Raw genomic sequence first — 15,906 nt, 5'->3', positions numbered from 1 at the left:
CCTTAATTAAGGGGCTTTTTTGTATCTGGCTGATCATCACGCTAAAGCCTTAATCCTCATCCTCCTCCACGCCATTGCGGCTCAAAAACGATCGGATCCACTCCGCCATTTCCAGCGCCTGCGCATCCATGTGGCAGTGGTGCTCGCCAACAATAGTATGCACTTCAAACTTAGCCATTAACCCTAATGGCAATTTAGACTGCCAGCGACCAAAGCCTTGATCAGCAACAATTAATAAACTGGGCGCCGTAATGGCGGACATCGTTGCCTGCAACTGCGCCACACTTAGCTTCACTGGCGAAGCCAGCTTAAGCCGGCGATCACTGCGCCAAAACACCCGGCCTGCAGCGTCGCGATAACTGCCACGAGCAACAATAAGACGGGCAGCCACGTCAGACATCGGCGTTACCGCACGGCGAACAGCTACCGCTTCCGCAAAACTCCCATGACCTTTATCACCGCGACTTGCCTGGCCAAAATCTTTCAAATAACGGCCGAGCTGAACGGTAAAATCAGTAGGGTCTTGGGGTTCAGGGAGTAGTCCATCCACACAAATCAAATGGGATATTCGCTCAGGTGCAGCTGCAGCCAGCAAGCTAGCCATTATTGCCCCGCGCGAATGACCGAGTAGCAAAAATTGCGGCCACCCCATTTGCTCGGCAATCGCCAAAACAAAGCGCAAATCATCCCATATGGCGTAATTTCCAGATGCCGGCTTGTGATCACTTAAGCCGTGTCCCGGCATATCCAAGGCCAGTAACTGCAATTCGGGTAGCGCACTCGCCAAGGCGTCAAAGCTGGCGGCATTATCTAGCCAACCGTGCAATGCAATCGCTGGAATGCCAGTGCTGCGCCATTGCTTTGCACAGATGTTGAGTCCGTCGACTAAAAACCGGCGCTCTTGGGATTCAGGCATTCCATTAACTCCGCAGTTCAATCAGCAGTAATATTCACTCATATCTACTTAGCAGCCATTGTGACTGTAATTTGGGTAGTGACGCAGCCACTGTAAAGTGGCGCACCCTTGCGAAAAAACCTCCGCCGTCAACATGGCCATACTGGCGGTTTGCATTCCCCAATAGCTCTGAGCCTCAGCGCCATGCCAATGGTTAATAGCATTACTCAGCAAGGGATTGTGGGCAACTAGAAGCAAACGTTCACCACGAAAGGTGCTTAGCATTGTTTCCAGCTCAGACAGCGGAGTATCGGGGCTTAGTGATGATTTAATGCGTAAGCGCAACTGCCAGCTGCGGTTGAATATTGCCGCAGTTTCGCCGGCGCGCTTATAGGGACTCACCCATACTTCGTCCGGCGTCCAATCCGTAGTAGCCAGCCACCCTGCGGCGGCATTCACCTCAGTCTCGCCTACTTCAGTTAGGGTCCGCTCAATATCAGTCTTGGTATCCCACGACGCGGCGCCGTGACGAACTAGCAAAATCTCCATAAATCCCTATTTAACCTTACCTATTTTCGCGCCTCTGTTAATTATCTATTTACCTAATTATTGTAGGGTAAACTCAACATCGCGATTTTGTTCTGCGCACATCATGGTGCCGATGACCTCGCTGACCTTGCGACCATTGTAAATAATGTCGTAGAGACCATGCACCAAGGGCATATAGATATCGAGAAGCTCAGATTGCTCCTTCATCAAACGGAGGGTGTTGACCCCTTCGGCGACCTGACCGAGGCTTTCAACCACCTCATTAAGATCGCGGCCCTGGCCCAGTTCATAGCCAACGCGGTAATTGCGACTCAGCGGCGAAGTACAGGTAACAAATAAATCCCCTACCCCAGCCAAACCCAAAAAGGTCAGCGGGTCTGCACCCTTAATCACCGCATAGCGACTCATCTCTGCCAAGCTGCGGGTAATTAGCATACTGATGGTGTTGTGGCCACAGCCCAGTGCCGCCGCCATACCAGCCGTAATTGCGTAAACATTTTTCAGGGCCCCCGCTAATTCCACACCATACATATCACTACCTGCATACACCCGAAAATACGAGCACTGCAACAGTTCTTGAATGGTCGTGGTCACACCTTCGTCTTCACTGGCAATAACGGTGCCGGTAATCATGCGGGCCGCCAACTCTTTGGCAAGATTGGGACCACTCATTACCCCAAGGCGCACCTGGGGTAATTCTTCTTTTAACACTTGGCTCATCAACTTATTGGATTCAAACTCGATGCCCTTGGTCGTACTTACCAAGATTGTGCCAGGGGCAATACAGTCGGCAAGCTGCCTTGCAACGTCACGACTGGACTTACTGGGAATAGAGAAAAATACTGCATTACAGCCGGCTACGGTTTCCCGCAAATCCGTGCTGGCGCGCAGGGCTGGATTTAATTGAATCCCAGGAAGATAAACTTCATTGCTGTGCTTGGTATTTACCTCATCCACTCGCTCAGCAGTTCTCATCCACTGGCAAGTATCATGACCATTATCAGCCATGATATTTGCTATTGCGGTACCAAAACTACCGCCGCCAATGATGGCAACCTTATACTTATTACCCATAGTTCACACCCATTCTTTATTTGCTATGAGTTTATCATTGCTGCTGGAGACTGAAACAAAAAAGGCGGCTTTCGCCGCCTTTTTATTAATTATGCACTCAACTCTAAAAGTAATTTATTCAGTTTGTGCACATAGCTCGCCGGATCGTCTAGCTGCGCGCCCTCCGCTAAGTGGGCTTGATCAAAGAGAATACCCACCAGATCAGCAAAGCGATCTTCATCAGCTTCTTTATCAAGCTTAAGCACCAAGGGATGTTCGGGGTTTAATTCGAAGACAGGCTTGCTTGGCGGCAGAGCTTGGCCAGCGGCCTCGAGCATTCTGCGCATTTGCGCACCCATATCGTCTTCGGTAACCACCAAACACGCCGGCGATTCAGTTAAACGGCTAGTCACCCGCACGGTTTCAACCTTGTCAGTCAAAACCGCATTTACGCGTTCAACCAAGTCTTTATGCGACTCAGCTAATTCCTCATGCGCCTTTTTCTCCTCTTCGTTCTCAAGGGCGCCAAGATCCAAGTCACCGCGTCCAACATCCAAGAACGCTTTGCCATCAAACTCTGCAAGATGATTCATCAGCCAGTCGTCGACACGCTCAGACAGCAACAAGACTTCGATACCTTTTTTGCGGAATACTTCAAGATGCGGGCTGCTAGAAGCGGTTTTGTGACTCTCGCCAACCACGTAATAAATTTTGGTCTGGCCTTCTTTCATTCGCGCAATATAGTCTTCCAGCGAATGGGTTTGCTCGGCCTTGTTGTCGTGGGTAGTAGCAAAACGGAGCAGCTTGGCGATTTTTTCTTTGTTGCTAAAATCTTCAGCCGGGCCTTCTTTCATGGTCTGGCCAAAGGTTTTCCAGAATTGCTGGTACTTCTCAACATCACTCTTAGCGAGTTTGCTCAACATATCCAATACGCGCTTAGTTAACGCACTCTTCATGGCGTCGACAGCGGGGTCTTGCTGAAGAATTTCGCGGGACACATTCAAAGACAAATCGTTGGAGTCGATGACCCCTTTCACAAAACGCAAATAAAGCGGCAGAAACTGATCAGCGTCATCCATGATGAACGTGCGCTGCACATAGAGTTTCAAACCCCGCGCCGCGTCACGATTCCACAGATCCATCGGCGCTTGGCCAGGAAGATACAGCAGGCTGGTGTATTCCAACTTACCTTCTACTTTATTGTGGCTCCAGTGCAGGGCCGGACTAAAGTCGTGACTAACATGCTTATAAAAGGCCTGATACTCTTCGTCAGTAACCTCGCTGCGCGAGCGCGTCCACAGGGCTGTTGCACTGTTTACTGCTTCAAATTCGGCTACTTTCTGCTCTTCGCCTTCTTTGGCGGCCGGCACGTTTTCCAGCATTTGCACTGGAATACTGATGTGATCGGAGTATTTCTTGATAATTGAGCGCACCCGCCAATCATCGGTAAATTCAGTGTCTTCTTTGCGTAAATGTAGAACTACGGTGGTACCGCGATCGGCTTTTTCACACGATTCAATTGAGAAATCGGCTTCGCCGGTGGACTCCCAATGCACAGCATCTGTCGCCGTTAAGCCCGCGCGACGAGTAAATACTTCAACCCGCTCAGCAACAATAAAGGCCGAATAGAAACCAACACCGAACTGACCAATTAACTGAGAATCTTTTTTTCCGTCACCACTGAGATTTTTCAAAAATTCGGCGGTGCCCGAGCGAGCGATGGTACCCAAATTATTAATCACTTCCTCACGAGACATACCAATACCGTTGTCGCTGAGGGTCAGGGTATTGGCGTCTTTATCGAGGGTAATACGGATGCGTAAATCTGGATCATTTTCGTAGAGCGCGCCATCGGCCAGCGCTTCGTAACGAAGTTTGTCTGCGGCATCGGACGCATTAGAAACCAGCTCGCGAAGAAAAATTTCTTTATTGCTATACATTGAGTGAATCATTAACTGAAGCATTTGCTTAGCTTCGGTTTGAAAACCCAGCGTTTCTTTTTCTGCTGTTGACATTATTTCCACCTTTTAATACTGAATTAAGTATGTCCGCCGCTTGAGACGGACAGTATTTGAAAGATGGGGACTTTTAGACGGTTTTCAAGAGTTCCGTGACGTTAATATTGCTCAGGCAGCACTCGATTCAATATCGCCGACAAATCGACACCCTCCGGCAGGCAGCCATAAATCGCGTTACGCCCGCTTAGGCGTGAACGCACAAAAGCATCAGCAACCGCATTGGGCGCATAGCGCGCTAGCAGCGAGGCCTGCATCGTCAAGGCGAGCTGTTCAAGCAACTGCCGAGCTTGATAAGCGGGATCGCGCATAGTTTTAAAGGCATCCCGCAATTGGCTTACCGCGGCGTCCAATTCCACAAACATGCCAGCCGAGCCGCCTAACTCCTTAAACCACTGATCTAACACCGCCGGCGTTTTAGTAATGGCACGCAATACATCCAAGGCTTGAATATTGCCCGAACCCTCCCAAATAGCATTGATCGGTGCTTCGCGATACAGCCGCGGCATGATGCAGTTTTCTATCACGCCATTGCCGCCCAAGCACTCCATGGCCTCATAGGCGTGAGCTGGCGTGCGTTTACAGATCCAGAACTTACCAACTGCAGTGCCGAGGCGCATCAATAATTGTTCGGCCGGATCACCGGCATTATCTAAGGCCCTTGCCATGCGCATGGTCAGCGCCAAGGAGCCCTCGACTTCTAGTTGCAAATCGGCCAATACATTCTGCATTAGCGGCTGATCAATTAGTCGCGCGCCAAACGCTTGGCGATTGCGCGCGTGATGGACCGCCTGCACCACCGCCTGACGTTGACCAGCGCTAGAGCCAACCATGCAATCGAAGCGGGTCAGTGCGACCATCTCTATAATAGCGGGAACCCCCCGTCCCTCCTCACCAACCAGCCAGCCATGCGCCTGCCGCAATTCGACCTCTGATGAGGCGTTCGACACATTGCCCATTTTGTTCTTTAGCCGCTGCAAATACAGGCCATTTTTCTGACCGTCTTCACGCCAACGCGGCACCAAAAAGCAACTTAAGCCCCCCTCGGTTTTAGCCAACATCAGAAACGCGTCGCACATTGGCGCCGACAAGAACCACTTATGGCCATTTAGGGCATACAACGCCCCGCCACCACGACCACTTAGCGGAGTTGCGTTGGTGGTATTAGCTTGAACATCAGAGCCGCCCTGCTTTTCGGTCATGCCCATGCCAATGGTCACGGCGCGTTTTTCAAAATAGGGAATATTGTCTGGCTGGTAGGCGTTTTCTAGAATTTTAGGCAGCCACGCATCGGCAAGGCTCGGTGTTAATTGCAGGGTCGGCACTGAGGCAAAGGTCATGGTTAAGGGACAGCCGTGACCGGCATCTATTTGCGATTGCATATAACTAAGAGCGGCGCGTTGAACATGGGCGTGTTTAGCCTCTGCCCGCCATGGCCCAGAGTGAATCCCAGCGCTTAAGGCCATATCCATTAACTGATGATAGGCGGGATGAAACCGGACTGAATCCACGCGATGGCCGAAACGATCGTGGGTATCGAGCTGGGGCTTATTGTCGTTGGCTTCATAACCCCAGTTAATCACCTCAGCGCGACCGCAGCGCTCCCCGTAGGCCGTAAGCACGCCCTCATCGACACTGCCATTCGCCTTAAGGGCTTGCTGTAAAGCGAGATCGCTACTGAAAAGATTGTAATTTTCTAAGGCCAGCGGCTGATTAAATACCTCATGGGTATCTGGGAGGTTTAGGGTATCGGCATCTACACCTGAGTTAATCACTGGCATTATGTATTCCTCTATAAAATCAACATCGCGCTCCAACGGCACGCAGACAAAATAATCGCAACGCGGCAATCGTATCCGCATCGCAGACTGGGCTATCAAGAGGCCCTAGTAAGCTTTCTGCCATTGCGCCAACCAAGGCCGCGGCCGAAAGCGCCGCACTCTGCGGAGCAAACTCGCCACTTACTATTCCATTCTGAACCACTGTTTCGAACAGCGCGGTATAGGTTTTTCGATACTGTAATCTAGCTATATCTACCGCTGGGTCGACCGGCTCAGCTATGAGCGCCCAGGCTAGTTTAGGCGCCGCAAACGCACGCACCGCAAAAACTTCCACGGCCGTGGCCAAACACGCAGCGGGACCGCCACCGCCGTTCAGCGCCTCGCGCACGGCACTGACTTCGCGACTTGTCGCGCGTTTAAACACCTCCGTCGCCAGCTCATCCTTACCGCTGAAATAGCGGTAAACCGTGCCCACACCAATGCCCGCGCCTTCCGCTACCGCTTGAATGGTGAGTGCAGCGAAGCCGCCCTCCCGTACCAAAGCTTCGGCGGTGTGCAGCAAACCGGATTTTTGCGCCACTTTGCGCTGCCTCACTAAATCCGTCTCACGATATGCCATGCTGTTTACCTACCTTCAACGCAAACAAGTGAGCCATGATTCACACCTTTAAACAAGAAGCATCTCTCCGTACAAAAGACATCACCCAAAGTGAGTTGCCAGAATGCAAAAAGGCGGCCGAAGCCGCCTTTTCTAACAAAGCATGCCGAACTTACCAGCCGGTAATTTCTTTCAGTGCTTTGCCGATGTCCGCAAGCGAGCGAACAGTTTTAACACCAGCATCTTCTAGTGCCGCAAACTTCTCGTCTGCAGTACCTTTACCACCAGAAATAATGGCGCCAGCGTGACCCATGCGCTTACCAGCAGGTGCAGTAACACCGGCAATGTAAGACACAACAGGCTTGGTTACGTGAGCTTTAATATATGCAGCCGCTTCTTCTTCAGCAGAACCGCCAATCTCACCGATCATAACAATCGCTTCGGTCGCAGGATCTTTCTCGAATAAGGCGAGAATATCAATGAAGTTAGAGCCAGGAATCGGATCACCACCGATACCAACACAGGTAGACTGGCCAAAGCCATAGTCAGTAGTCTGCTTAACTGCTTCGTACGTCAGGGTACCTGAACGCGAAACAATACCGACTTTACCTGGCAAATGAATGTGACCAGGCATAATACCGATCTTGCACTGACCTGGGGTGATAACACCTGGGCAGTTAGGTCCGATCAGGCGAACGCCCATTTCGTCACACTTCACTTTACACTCAAGCATATCCATTACTGGGATGTGCTCAGTAATACATACAATCAGCTTGATGCCTGAATTAGCTGCTTCAAGGATAGAATCCTTACAGAAAGCAGCAGGTACGTAAATTACTGATGCGTCTGCGCCAGTTGCGTCAACAGCTTCTTTAACTGTGTTAAACACGGGCAGACCAAGGTGCTCAGTGCCGCCTTTACCTGGCGTTACACCGCCAACCATCTGCGTGCCATAAGCAATTGCTTGCTCAGAGTGGAACGTGCCCTGACCGCCAGTGAAACCTTGACAGATTACCTTGGTGTTTTTGTCGATAAGAATAGACATTATTTGCCCCCTGCTGCTTTAACAGCTTGCTCAGCCGCGTCAGTTAGACTGGTTGCCGCGATGATATCGAGGCCAGAATCAGACAGCAGTTTAGAACCCAGCTCTGCATTGTTACCTTCTAAGCGAACCACAACCGGTACGGTAACGCCCACTTCTTTCACTGCACCAATAATACCTTCGGCAATCAGGTCGCAGCGTACGATACCGCCAAAGATGTTAACCAATACCGCTTTAACATTGGTGTCTTCGAGGATAATTTTGAAAGCTTCAGTAACACGTTCTTTAGTTGCACCACCACCAACGTCAAGGAAGTTAGCAGGGAAACCGCCGTGCAGAGAAACGATATCCATGGTACCCATGGCCAGACCAGCGCCGTTTACCATGCAACCGATGTTACCAGTAAGGGCAACATAGTTAAGATCCCACTCTGCCGCACGCGCTTCGCGCTCGTCTTCCTGAGAAGGATCATGCATTGCCTTCAGCTCAGGGTGACGGTACATAGCGTTGCCATCAACAACCAACTTGGCATCCAAGCAGTGCAGATTGCCTTCGCTGGTGATAACCAATGGGTTGATTTCCATCAGGGCTAAATCTTTGTCTTGGAATAATTGCGCCAAGCCCAAGAAGATCTTAACAAACTGTTTAACCTGAGTTGGGTTTAAACCCAACTGGAAAGCCAATTCACGCCCTTGGTAAGGCTGCGCACCAGTCATCGGATCGATAATTGCTTTAAGAATCTTTTCTGGAGTCTCTTCAGCAACTTTCTCGATTTCAACACCACCTTCGGTAGATGCCATGAAAACGATACGACGTGATGAACGGTCTACTACTGCACCTAAGTACAATTCTTGATCGATATCAGTGCAAGATTCAACTAGGATTTTAGACACTGGCTGACCATGCTCATCGGTCTGATAGGTTACTAGGTTTTTGCCCAGCCACTTTTCAGCAAATGCCGCGATCTCTTCTTTGCTGCTAACCAGCTTAACGCCGCCAGCTTTGCCTCGGCCACCGGCGTGAACCTGGGCTTTAACAACCCATTTATCACCGCCAATTTTATCAGCCGCTGCTGCAGCTTCTTCCGGGGTATCACAGGCGTAACCTATAGAAACAGGTAGCCCGTATTCAGCAAACAACTGTTTGCCCTGGTACTCGTGAAGGTTCATGTTGGAATTACCATCTCGGTCTGTGGAAGTGTTAAGCGAGTTAGATCCTGTCAGTGACTTGGCCCGCTCCCTCTGCACATTGCAATAACAACGCGAATTCGGGATGCGTATTTTCCCGAATTTCGCGCACTACCGCAAATCTATTTACGCTTCTTGCGATTTGGCATATGAATAGCCTGTCCATTTACCGCTAACGCGGCCTCGTGGACGGCCTCAGAAAGTGTTGGATGACCAAATACGGTCAGGCCAATATCTTCTGCAGATGAGCCAAATTCCATAGCGATTACAATCTGTTGCACCAAATCTGCGGCGCTGGCACCAATGATATGGCAGCCCAAAATACGGTCGGTCTCTTCGTGAGCAATCATTTTAACCATGCCCGTGGCATCATCCGCCGCCACCGCGCGACCAATGGCCGCAAACGGGAAAGTACCCACTTTATAGGGAATACCGTCTGCTTTAAGCTGCTCTTCAGTCTTACCAACACCTGCAATTTCGGGATGAGTGTAAATTACTGAAGGAATACAGTCGTAATTCATCGCAATTTTGTGCCCAGCGATACGCTCGACAACCATTACGCCTTCCTCAGATCCTTTATGGGCAAGCATTGGACCGCGGACAATATCACCCACGGCGTAAATACCTGCCGCATCGGTTTCACAATAATCGTTAACAAAAATAAAGCCGCGCTCGTCGAGGTTTACTCCACAATCCGCCGCCAATAAGCCTGTACTTAACGGTTTGCGGCCTACGCAAACAATTAGCTTGTCGAAGGTTTCAGATTTTTCTTCGTCTTTGTAAGTGTAATTAACCTCAACTTTACCTTTATTCGTTTTAGTGCCAGTAACCCGTGCGCCCAAACGAATATCCAAGCCCTGCTTTTTAAAGACTTTGGCAGCTTCCTTGGCAATTTGACCATCTACTGCTGGCAAGAAAGTATCTAAGGCTTCAAGAACCACTACTTCGCTGCCTAAGCGCGACCAAACACTGCCCAACTCCAGACCAATAACACCCGCACCGATCACGCCAAGCTTACCTGGCACGCTCTGAAATTCTAAAGCGCCGGTTGAATCTACAATAATATCTTGATCCACTGGAGCTGGCGGTATCGCCACTGGCACTGAACCCGTGGCAATAATTATATTGACCGCTTCTAGTACCGAAACACTGCCATCGGCGGCAGTCACTTCAACTTTTTTACCAGCAAGTACCTTGCCAGTACCCTCAATTGCGGTAACGCCATTCGCCTGGAACAAGCCACCAATACCGCCAATCATTTGGGCAACAACCGCATCTTTGCGCTTGATCATTGCTGGCACATCCATGCTTACGTCGCCGGTAGTAATCCCGTGCACCGCAAAATTGTCTTTTACTTCATGGTATTTATAGCTGCTATCCAACAGCGCCTTAGACGGGATACAACCAACGTTTAAGCAGGTACCACCTAGGGCCAGCTTATCGGATTTATTGCGGGCCTTTTCTATACAGGCTGTTTTCATACCCAGCTGCGCCGCACGAATTGCCGCTACATAACCCGCTGGGCCAGAACCAATCACTACCACATCAAATTTTGACATTGTCACTTCCCGTTCTTTTGCCGGCCTTTAAGGTTTGTAAAAAACCTTAAAGGCCGGCAAGAATTACAAGGCGGATGAACTATACAAGCAATTCAAACCGCCTAAATGGCATTTACACTGACATCGGTATATTCGCTTTTACTTAAACCTTACACTTCGAGCAAAATTCGAGCCGGGTCTTCGATTAAATCTTTGATCGCCACCAAGAATTTCACCGCGTCTTTACCGTCAACCAAACGATGATCGTAGGACAGCGCCAAGTACATCATCGGTAAAATAACGACTTCGCCATTCACCGCCATTGGCCGATCTTGGATTTTGTGCATACCCAAAATAGCGGTTTGCGGCGGGTTCAAAATGGGCGTAGACAATAGCGAACCAAACACACCACCGTTGGTGATTGTAAAGGTACCGCCAGTCATGTCTTCCATGCTGAGTTTGCCGTCTTTAGCACGCAGACCGTATTCACGAATCTTTTCTTCGATTCGGGCCATGCTCATATTTTCAGCGTCGCGCAACACTGGAACAACCAAGCCTTTCTCGGTAGAAACGGCTACACCAACGTCTTGATAACCGTGGTAAACAACGTCATCGCCGTCAATGGACGCGTTCACTTCTGGGAAGCGCTTCAATGCTTCGCAGGCTGCTTTAACAAAGAAGCCCATAAAACCTAGACGCGTGCCGTTATGTGACTTTTCAAACAGGTCTTTATACTGACTGCGCAAGTCCATTACCGGCTTCATATTAACCTCGTTAAAGGTCGTCAGCATGGCGGTAGTGTGGGTAGCTTCCAACAAACGCTCGGCAATACGCTTGCGTAAACGGGTCATCGGCACGCGTTTTTCAACACGCTCGCCAGCCGGCACATCAACAACGGCAGCAGGCTTAACCGCTGGCGCCGCGACAGGCGCTGCAGGTTTAAAGTTGGCAACATCTTCTTTGGTAATTACGCCGCCTTTGCCGGTGCCAGTAACTGCGCTGGCATCTATGCCTTTTTCTTCGAGCATTTTGCGAGCAGCGGGGCTAACTTTTAGCTCTTGGCTTGCTGCTGCCGGCTCGGCAGCAGCTGCCGCGGGTGCTGCGCTAGGCGCTGCAGCAGCGCCCTCCTCAAAAACCGCAACCACTTCATCACTCAGCACGGTCTCGCCTTCAGGCTTTAAAATTTCTTTGAGTACGCCGTCAGCGGGTGCAACAACCTCAAGCACCACTTTGTCTGTTTCGATGTCTACCAGCGGCTCATCACGTTTTACCGCTTCACCAACTTGCTTATGCCATGTTGCGATAGAACCATCGGCGACGGATTCTGGAAAGGTCGGCGCTTTTATTTCAATGCTCATCATTATTCCTGTCAATTAATATCGCTGTACGAGACAGTCTGTATAAGGTTACGGCCCTTAAAGCTTAAGGGCCTGCGTGATAAATTTCTCTTGCTGTGCCAAGTGCAACGCCATATAACCCGCAGCTGGCGATGCTGAAGGTTCACGGCCTACATAACCCAACAGCAGATTTTTCTCAGGCTTAAAGCTGCGAATAACCCGCGCCATACGGTGCCGGCTGTTATACCACGCACCTTGGTTGCGAGGTTCTTCCTGACACCAAACGACTTTTTTCAGATTGGGATACTGGGCAATCGCATTGCGTAAATCATCGTACGGGAAGGGATAAACCTGCTCTAAACGCACAATAGCAATCGAGTCTTTACCGTGTTCACGGCGGGCGGCGCGCAGATCGTAGTAGACCTTTCCGCTGCACACTATCATCCGCGTAACCTTAGACTTATCGATGTCATCGGTTTCATCAATCACGTTTTGGAAATGACCGGTAGTCAATTCTTCAAGGGTCGACACCGCCTCTTTGTGACGCAACAAACTCTTCGGCGACATAACCACCAGCGGCCGCCGTAGCGGACGAATTGCTTGGCGGCGCAGCATATGGAAAACCTGCGCGGGGGTTGACGGTATGCACACCTGAATATTGTGCTCTGCACACAATTGCAGGAAACGCTCCAAACGCGCAGATGAATGCTCGGGGCCCTGACCTTCATAACCGTGTGGCAAGAGCATCGTCAAACCGCATAAGCGGCCCCACTTCAACTCGCCACTACTAATAAATTGGTCAACCACAACTTGAGCACCGTTGGCGAAGTCACCAAACTGCGCCTCCCAAATAACCAATGCATCTGGCTGCGTAGTGGAATAACCATACTCGAAGGCCAATACCGCTTCTTCTGACAGCAAGGAGTCAAAAATATCAAAGCTTGGCTGATCTTCACTCATGTTCTGCAATGGAACATAGCGACGACCATCACTTTGGCTGTGCAATACCGCGTGGCGGTGAGAGAAGGTGCCACGACCAACGTCTTGGCCCGTCAAGCGAACCTTATGCCCTTGTTTTAAGAGTGAACCATACGCTACGACTTCAGCAAAGCCCCAGTTGATCGGCATTGCACCCGCGGCCATTTTACGGCGATCTTCGTATATTTTTGCTACTTGACGCTGAACCACAACACCCTCAGGCACCGCGTTCACTGCATCTGAAACCTCTTTTAAAACCTTGCTATCAATGGTGGTATCGCCGGCGACATCCCAAGCGTGACCAAGATAAGGGGTCCAATCAACAAACAGTCCAGAGTTAGGCTGTAACACCAGACTCTTAGCAACGTGTTCACCGTTGTCTAGCGCCTGACGGTAATCATCAGCCATTTTGTCTGCAAGAGCCTGATCGATAGCGCCCTCTTCAAGCAATTTATTCACGTAAAGTTCGCGTGTGGTTTTCTGCTTGTTAATTTTGCTGTACATCAAGGGCTGCGTGCCGGATGGCTCATCCGCTTCGTTATGACCACGACGGCGATAGCAAATCAGATCGACAACAACGTCTTTCTTGAACTCTTGGCGATAGTCAGCAGCCATTTGGCTGACAAACAGCACCGCTTCTGGATCATCGGCATTCACGTGGAAGATTGGCGCCTGTACCATTTTTGCAACATCAGTACAGTATTCCGTAGAGCGCGCATCTTCTTGCAGGCTGGTGGTAAAACCAACTTGGTTGTTAATAACAATGTGCACCGTGCCGCCAGTTTTATAGGCGCGGGTTTGCGACATCTGGAAGGTTTCCATAACCACACCCTGACCGGCAAAAGCCGCATCACCGTGCAGTACAATTGGCACTACCTTGTCGCCAATAGGATCTTTACGTCGGTCTTGACGCGCTCGCACCGAACCCTCTACCACTGGCGAAACAATTTCCAAGTGAGACGGGTTAAAGGCCAGTGCCAAATGCACCTCACCACCTGGGGTCATCACATTCGACGAAAAACCCTGGTGGTATTTAACGTCGGCAGAGCCTTGGTATTTAACCTTGCCTTCAAATTCATCAAACAATTCTGCTGGGTTTTTACCCAAGATATTCACTAAGAGGTTAAGGCGGCCACGGTGGGCCATACCAATAACCATCTCTTTGGCGCCATAAGCGCCGGCGCGCTGAATCATCGCGTCCATCATTGGAATCAGGCTTTCGCCGCCCTCCAAACCAAAGCGCTTAGTACCTGGGTATTTTGAACCCAGCGACTTTTCCAAGCCCTCTGCGGCGGTTAAACGCTCAAGTAGATGGGTGCGAGTTTCCAAACCATACTGGGGCTGAGAGCGAACACTCTCCATGCGCTGCTGAATCCACGTGCGCTCGCGCGTGTCGACAATATGCATGAATTCAGGGCCAACCGAGCGGCAGTAGGTGGCGCGCAAGGCGTCGTATATTTCGCGCAAAGTCGCTTGGTCTTTACCTATGTAAAGACTACCGGTTTGAAACACAGTATCAAAATCGGCTTCGCTTAATTGGTGGTATTGCAACTCAAGATCTGGCACGCGGGACCGCTGCCACAGACCTAATGGGTCTAATTGGGCTTCCTGATGACCGCGCTGACGATAGGCGCTAACCAGTTGAATCACTCGGACTTGCTTGCGCTCGTGATCGCTGACTTCGTTATTAACTGCGCCGTTGTAGCGAACTGGTGCTTTTGCTAACTGTGCAAAATGTTCGCGGATCGGCGAATGGGGAATATCGTGAGTTGTGTTTTCACTAACGCGGGGTAATTGTTGAAAATAGCTGCGCCATTCGTCAGAAACGGCGTTTGGATCTGTGAGGAAGGCCTCATACAACTCTTCTACGTAAGTCGCATTTCCGCCTGATATATGGGAGCTTTTCCACAGTAGCTCCATTGAATTTTTCTGCATTCCTGTCCACCTAGTAACAAGGGAAGTGGCAGTCCGAATGATGAATTGCCCGATAAGGCCTTTCTCATCCTGTGTAGCCCCGCGGCATTCAGTGTACGCCGCAGAACCGACTCGCACCACAGGGAACGTTCCTTCCCTCTTAATACGCTTTTTAGCTCGTAAAGTGCCGGTAAGCACCGAGTTGTATTTTTTCTGGCGCTGCTCGTAAACAGCGCCCGAGGACTAACTTTCCGCAGAGTGTTATAGCCCAGCCGAAGCTGGGGGAATACTTAGGTTGCTCTGCTTAGCAACATATTCCGAATATGACCGATTGCCTTTGTTGGGTTCAAGCCCTTAGGACAAACGTTCACACAGTTCTGAATGCCATGGCAACGGAACACACTGAATGGATCATCTAGATCACTCAAGCGCTCTTCTGTTGCGGTATCACGGCTGTCCGCCAAAAAGCGGTAAGCCTGCAGCAAGCCGCTTGGGCCAATAAAGCGATCTGGATTCCACCAAAAAGATGGGCAAGCAGTTGAGCAGCACGCGCACAGAATGCACTCGTACAAGCCGTCCAGCTTAGCGCGCTCTTCCGGTGACTGCAGACGCTCAATGGCTGGCGCTGGCGTGTCATTCAGCAAGAAAGGCTTAATCTTTTCATACTGTTTATAGAAAAGACTCATGTCGATAACGAGGTCGCGAATAACTGGCAAGCCTGGCAGCGGACGCAAAACCAGCTTATTGCCACCTTTGCCGTTTTTCAGAGCTTCGGAAATTGGCGTAACGCAGGCCAAACCGTTTTTGCCGTTGATATTCATACCGTCGGAACCACACACACCTTCACGGCACGAACGGCGGTAAGCCAACGACGGATCGCTGCCTTTTAACAGTTCAAGAACATCCAATACCATGAGGTCTTTGCCACCGGTATCCAGTTCCACTTCTTGCATGTACGGTTCCTGATCAACTTCAGGATTGTAACGATAGAGACTGACTTTCAACATGTTCGTTTTCCC

Annotated in this window: 12 protein-coding genes; all 12 read right to left on the bottom strand. The window is 50.3% G+C overall.

Annotated elements, in window-relative coordinates:
• Nucleotides 1-49: 49 nt before the first annotated feature.
• The 12 genes from P1U47_RS04455 to P1U47_RS04400 all read right to left on the bottom strand — a co-directional run bounded on the left by P1U47_RS04455 (nt 50) and on the right by P1U47_RS04400 (nt 15,894).
• Nucleotides 50-916, bottom strand: a complete 867-nt coding sequence (locus P1U47_RS04455) for an alpha/beta hydrolase (protein WP_301027381.1) — start codon at nt 914-916, stop codon at nt 50-52.
• A 48-nt stretch (nt 917-964) separates the two neighbouring features.
• Nucleotides 965-1,444 carry a histidine phosphatase family protein gene (locus P1U47_RS04450; protein WP_301027380.1) on the bottom strand — a complete coding sequence of 160 codons (480 nt, stop codon included), beginning with the start codon at nt 1,442-1,444 and terminating at the stop codon, nt 965-967.
• Between the two features lie 57 nt (nt 1,445-1,501).
• Entirely contained in the window at nt 1,502-2,518 is a 1,017-nt protein-coding gene (locus tag P1U47_RS04445; RefSeq protein ID WP_301027379.1) for an NAD(P)H-dependent glycerol-3-phosphate dehydrogenase, read from the bottom strand.
• Between the two features lie 89 nt (nt 2,519-2,607).
• The gene (gene htpG / locus P1U47_RS04440) at nt 2,608-4,512 is read right to left on the bottom strand and encodes a molecular chaperone HtpG (RefSeq protein ID WP_301027378.1); all 1,905 of its coding nucleotides are present in this window, start codon (nt 4,510-4,512) and stop codon (nt 2,608-2,610) included.
• A gap of 101 nt (nt 4,513-4,613) precedes the next feature.
• On the bottom strand, nt 4,614-6,293 hold the full coding sequence (locus P1U47_RS04435; protein ID WP_301027377.1) for an acyl-CoA dehydrogenase family protein: 1,680 nt from the start codon (nt 6,291-6,293) through the stop codon (nt 4,614-4,616).
• 19 nt (nt 6,294-6,312) lie between these two features.
• Complete coding sequence (locus P1U47_RS04430; RefSeq protein WP_301027376.1) at nt 6,313-6,912, bottom strand: TetR/AcrR family transcriptional regulator; 600 nt, start codon at nt 6,910-6,912, stop codon at nt 6,313-6,315.
• 151 nt (nt 6,913-7,063) lie between these two features.
• On the bottom strand, nt 7,064-7,936 hold the full coding sequence (gene sucD / locus P1U47_RS04425) for a succinate--CoA ligase subunit alpha (protein WP_301027375.1): 873 nt from the start codon (nt 7,934-7,936) through the stop codon (nt 7,064-7,066).
• On the bottom strand, nt 7,936-9,102 hold the full coding sequence (gene sucC, locus P1U47_RS04420; protein WP_301027374.1) for an ADP-forming succinate--CoA ligase subunit beta: 1,167 nt from the start codon (nt 9,100-9,102) through the stop codon (nt 7,936-7,938). Before sucC ends, sucD begins: the two co-directional genes overlap by 1 nt.
• 140 nt (nt 9,103-9,242) lie before the next feature.
• On the bottom strand, nt 9,243-10,679 hold the full coding sequence (lpdA, locus tag P1U47_RS04415) for a dihydrolipoyl dehydrogenase (protein ID WP_301027373.1): 1,437 nt from the start codon (nt 10,677-10,679) through the stop codon (nt 9,243-9,245).
• Nucleotides 10,680-10,828: 149 nt separating this feature from the next.
• Nucleotides 10,829-12,016, bottom strand: a complete 1,188-nt coding sequence (gene odhB, locus P1U47_RS04410) for a 2-oxoglutarate dehydrogenase complex dihydrolipoyllysine-residue succinyltransferase (protein ID WP_301027372.1) — start codon at nt 12,014-12,016, stop codon at nt 10,829-10,831.
• Nucleotides 12,017-12,073: 57 nt separating this feature from the next.
• Complete coding sequence (locus P1U47_RS04405; RefSeq protein ID WP_301027371.1) at nt 12,074-14,908, bottom strand: 2-oxoglutarate dehydrogenase E1 component; 2,835 nt, start codon at nt 14,906-14,908, stop codon at nt 12,074-12,076.
• Nucleotides 14,909-15,177: 269 nt separating this feature from the next.
• Nucleotides 15,178-15,894, bottom strand: a complete 717-nt coding sequence (locus P1U47_RS04400) for a succinate dehydrogenase iron-sulfur subunit (RefSeq protein ID WP_008249937.1) — start codon at nt 15,892-15,894, stop codon at nt 15,178-15,180.
• Between the last annotated feature and the right edge of the window lie 12 nt (nt 15,895-15,906).

It is taken from the genome of Zhongshania sp. (genome assembly GCF_029212375.1).
Classification (GTDB): Bacteria; Pseudomonadota; Gammaproteobacteria; order Pseudomonadales; family Spongiibacteraceae; genus Spongiibacter.
Note: the sequence above shows the minus strand (reverse complement) of the source record. Positions and strands in the feature narration are given on the sequence as shown.

Excerpts from the sequence above, each read along its gene's own strand:
- P1U47_RS04405 (WP_301027371.1), bottom strand. The coding sequence starts at position 14,908 with ATGCAGAAAAATTCAATGGAGCTACTGTGGAAAAGCTCCCATATATCA.
- P1U47_RS04445 (WP_301027379.1), bottom strand. The coding sequence starts at position 2,518 with ATGGGTAATAAGTATAAGGTTGCCATCATTGGCGGCGGTAGTTTTGGT.
- odhB (WP_301027372.1), bottom strand. The coding sequence starts at position 12,016 with ATGAGCATTGAAATAAAAGCGCCGACCTTTCCAGAATCCGTCGCCGAT.
- htpG (WP_301027378.1), bottom strand. The coding sequence starts at position 4,512 with ATGTCAACAGCAGAAAAAGAAACGCTGGGTTTTCAAACCGAAGCTAAG.
- lpdA (WP_301027373.1), bottom strand. The coding sequence starts at position 10,679 with ATGTCAAAATTTGATGTGGTAGTGATTGGTTCTGGCCCAGCGGGTTAT.
- P1U47_RS04400 (WP_008249937.1), bottom strand. The coding sequence starts at position 15,894 with ATGTTGAAAGTCAGTCTCTATCGTTACAATCCTGAAGTTGATCAGGAA.
- P1U47_RS04435 (WP_301027377.1), bottom strand. The coding sequence starts at position 6,293 with ATGCCAGTGATTAACTCAGGTGTAGATGCCGATACCCTAAACCTCCCA.
- P1U47_RS04430 (WP_301027376.1), bottom strand. The coding sequence starts at position 6,912 with ATGGCATATCGTGAGACGGATTTAGTGAGGCAGCGCAAAGTGGCGCAA.
- P1U47_RS04450 (WP_301027380.1), bottom strand. The coding sequence starts at position 1,444 with ATGGAGATTTTGCTAGTTCGTCACGGCGCCGCGTCGTGGGATACCAAG.
- sucD (WP_301027375.1), bottom strand. The coding sequence starts at position 7,936 with ATGTCTATTCTTATCGACAAAAACACCAAGGTAATCTGTCAAGGTTTC.
- P1U47_RS04455 (WP_301027381.1), bottom strand. The coding sequence starts at position 916 with ATGCCTGAATCCCAAGAGCGCCGGTTTTTAGTCGACGGACTCAACATC.
- sucC (WP_301027374.1), bottom strand. The coding sequence starts at position 9,102 with ATGAACCTTCACGAGTACCAGGGCAAACAGTTGTTTGCTGAATACGGG.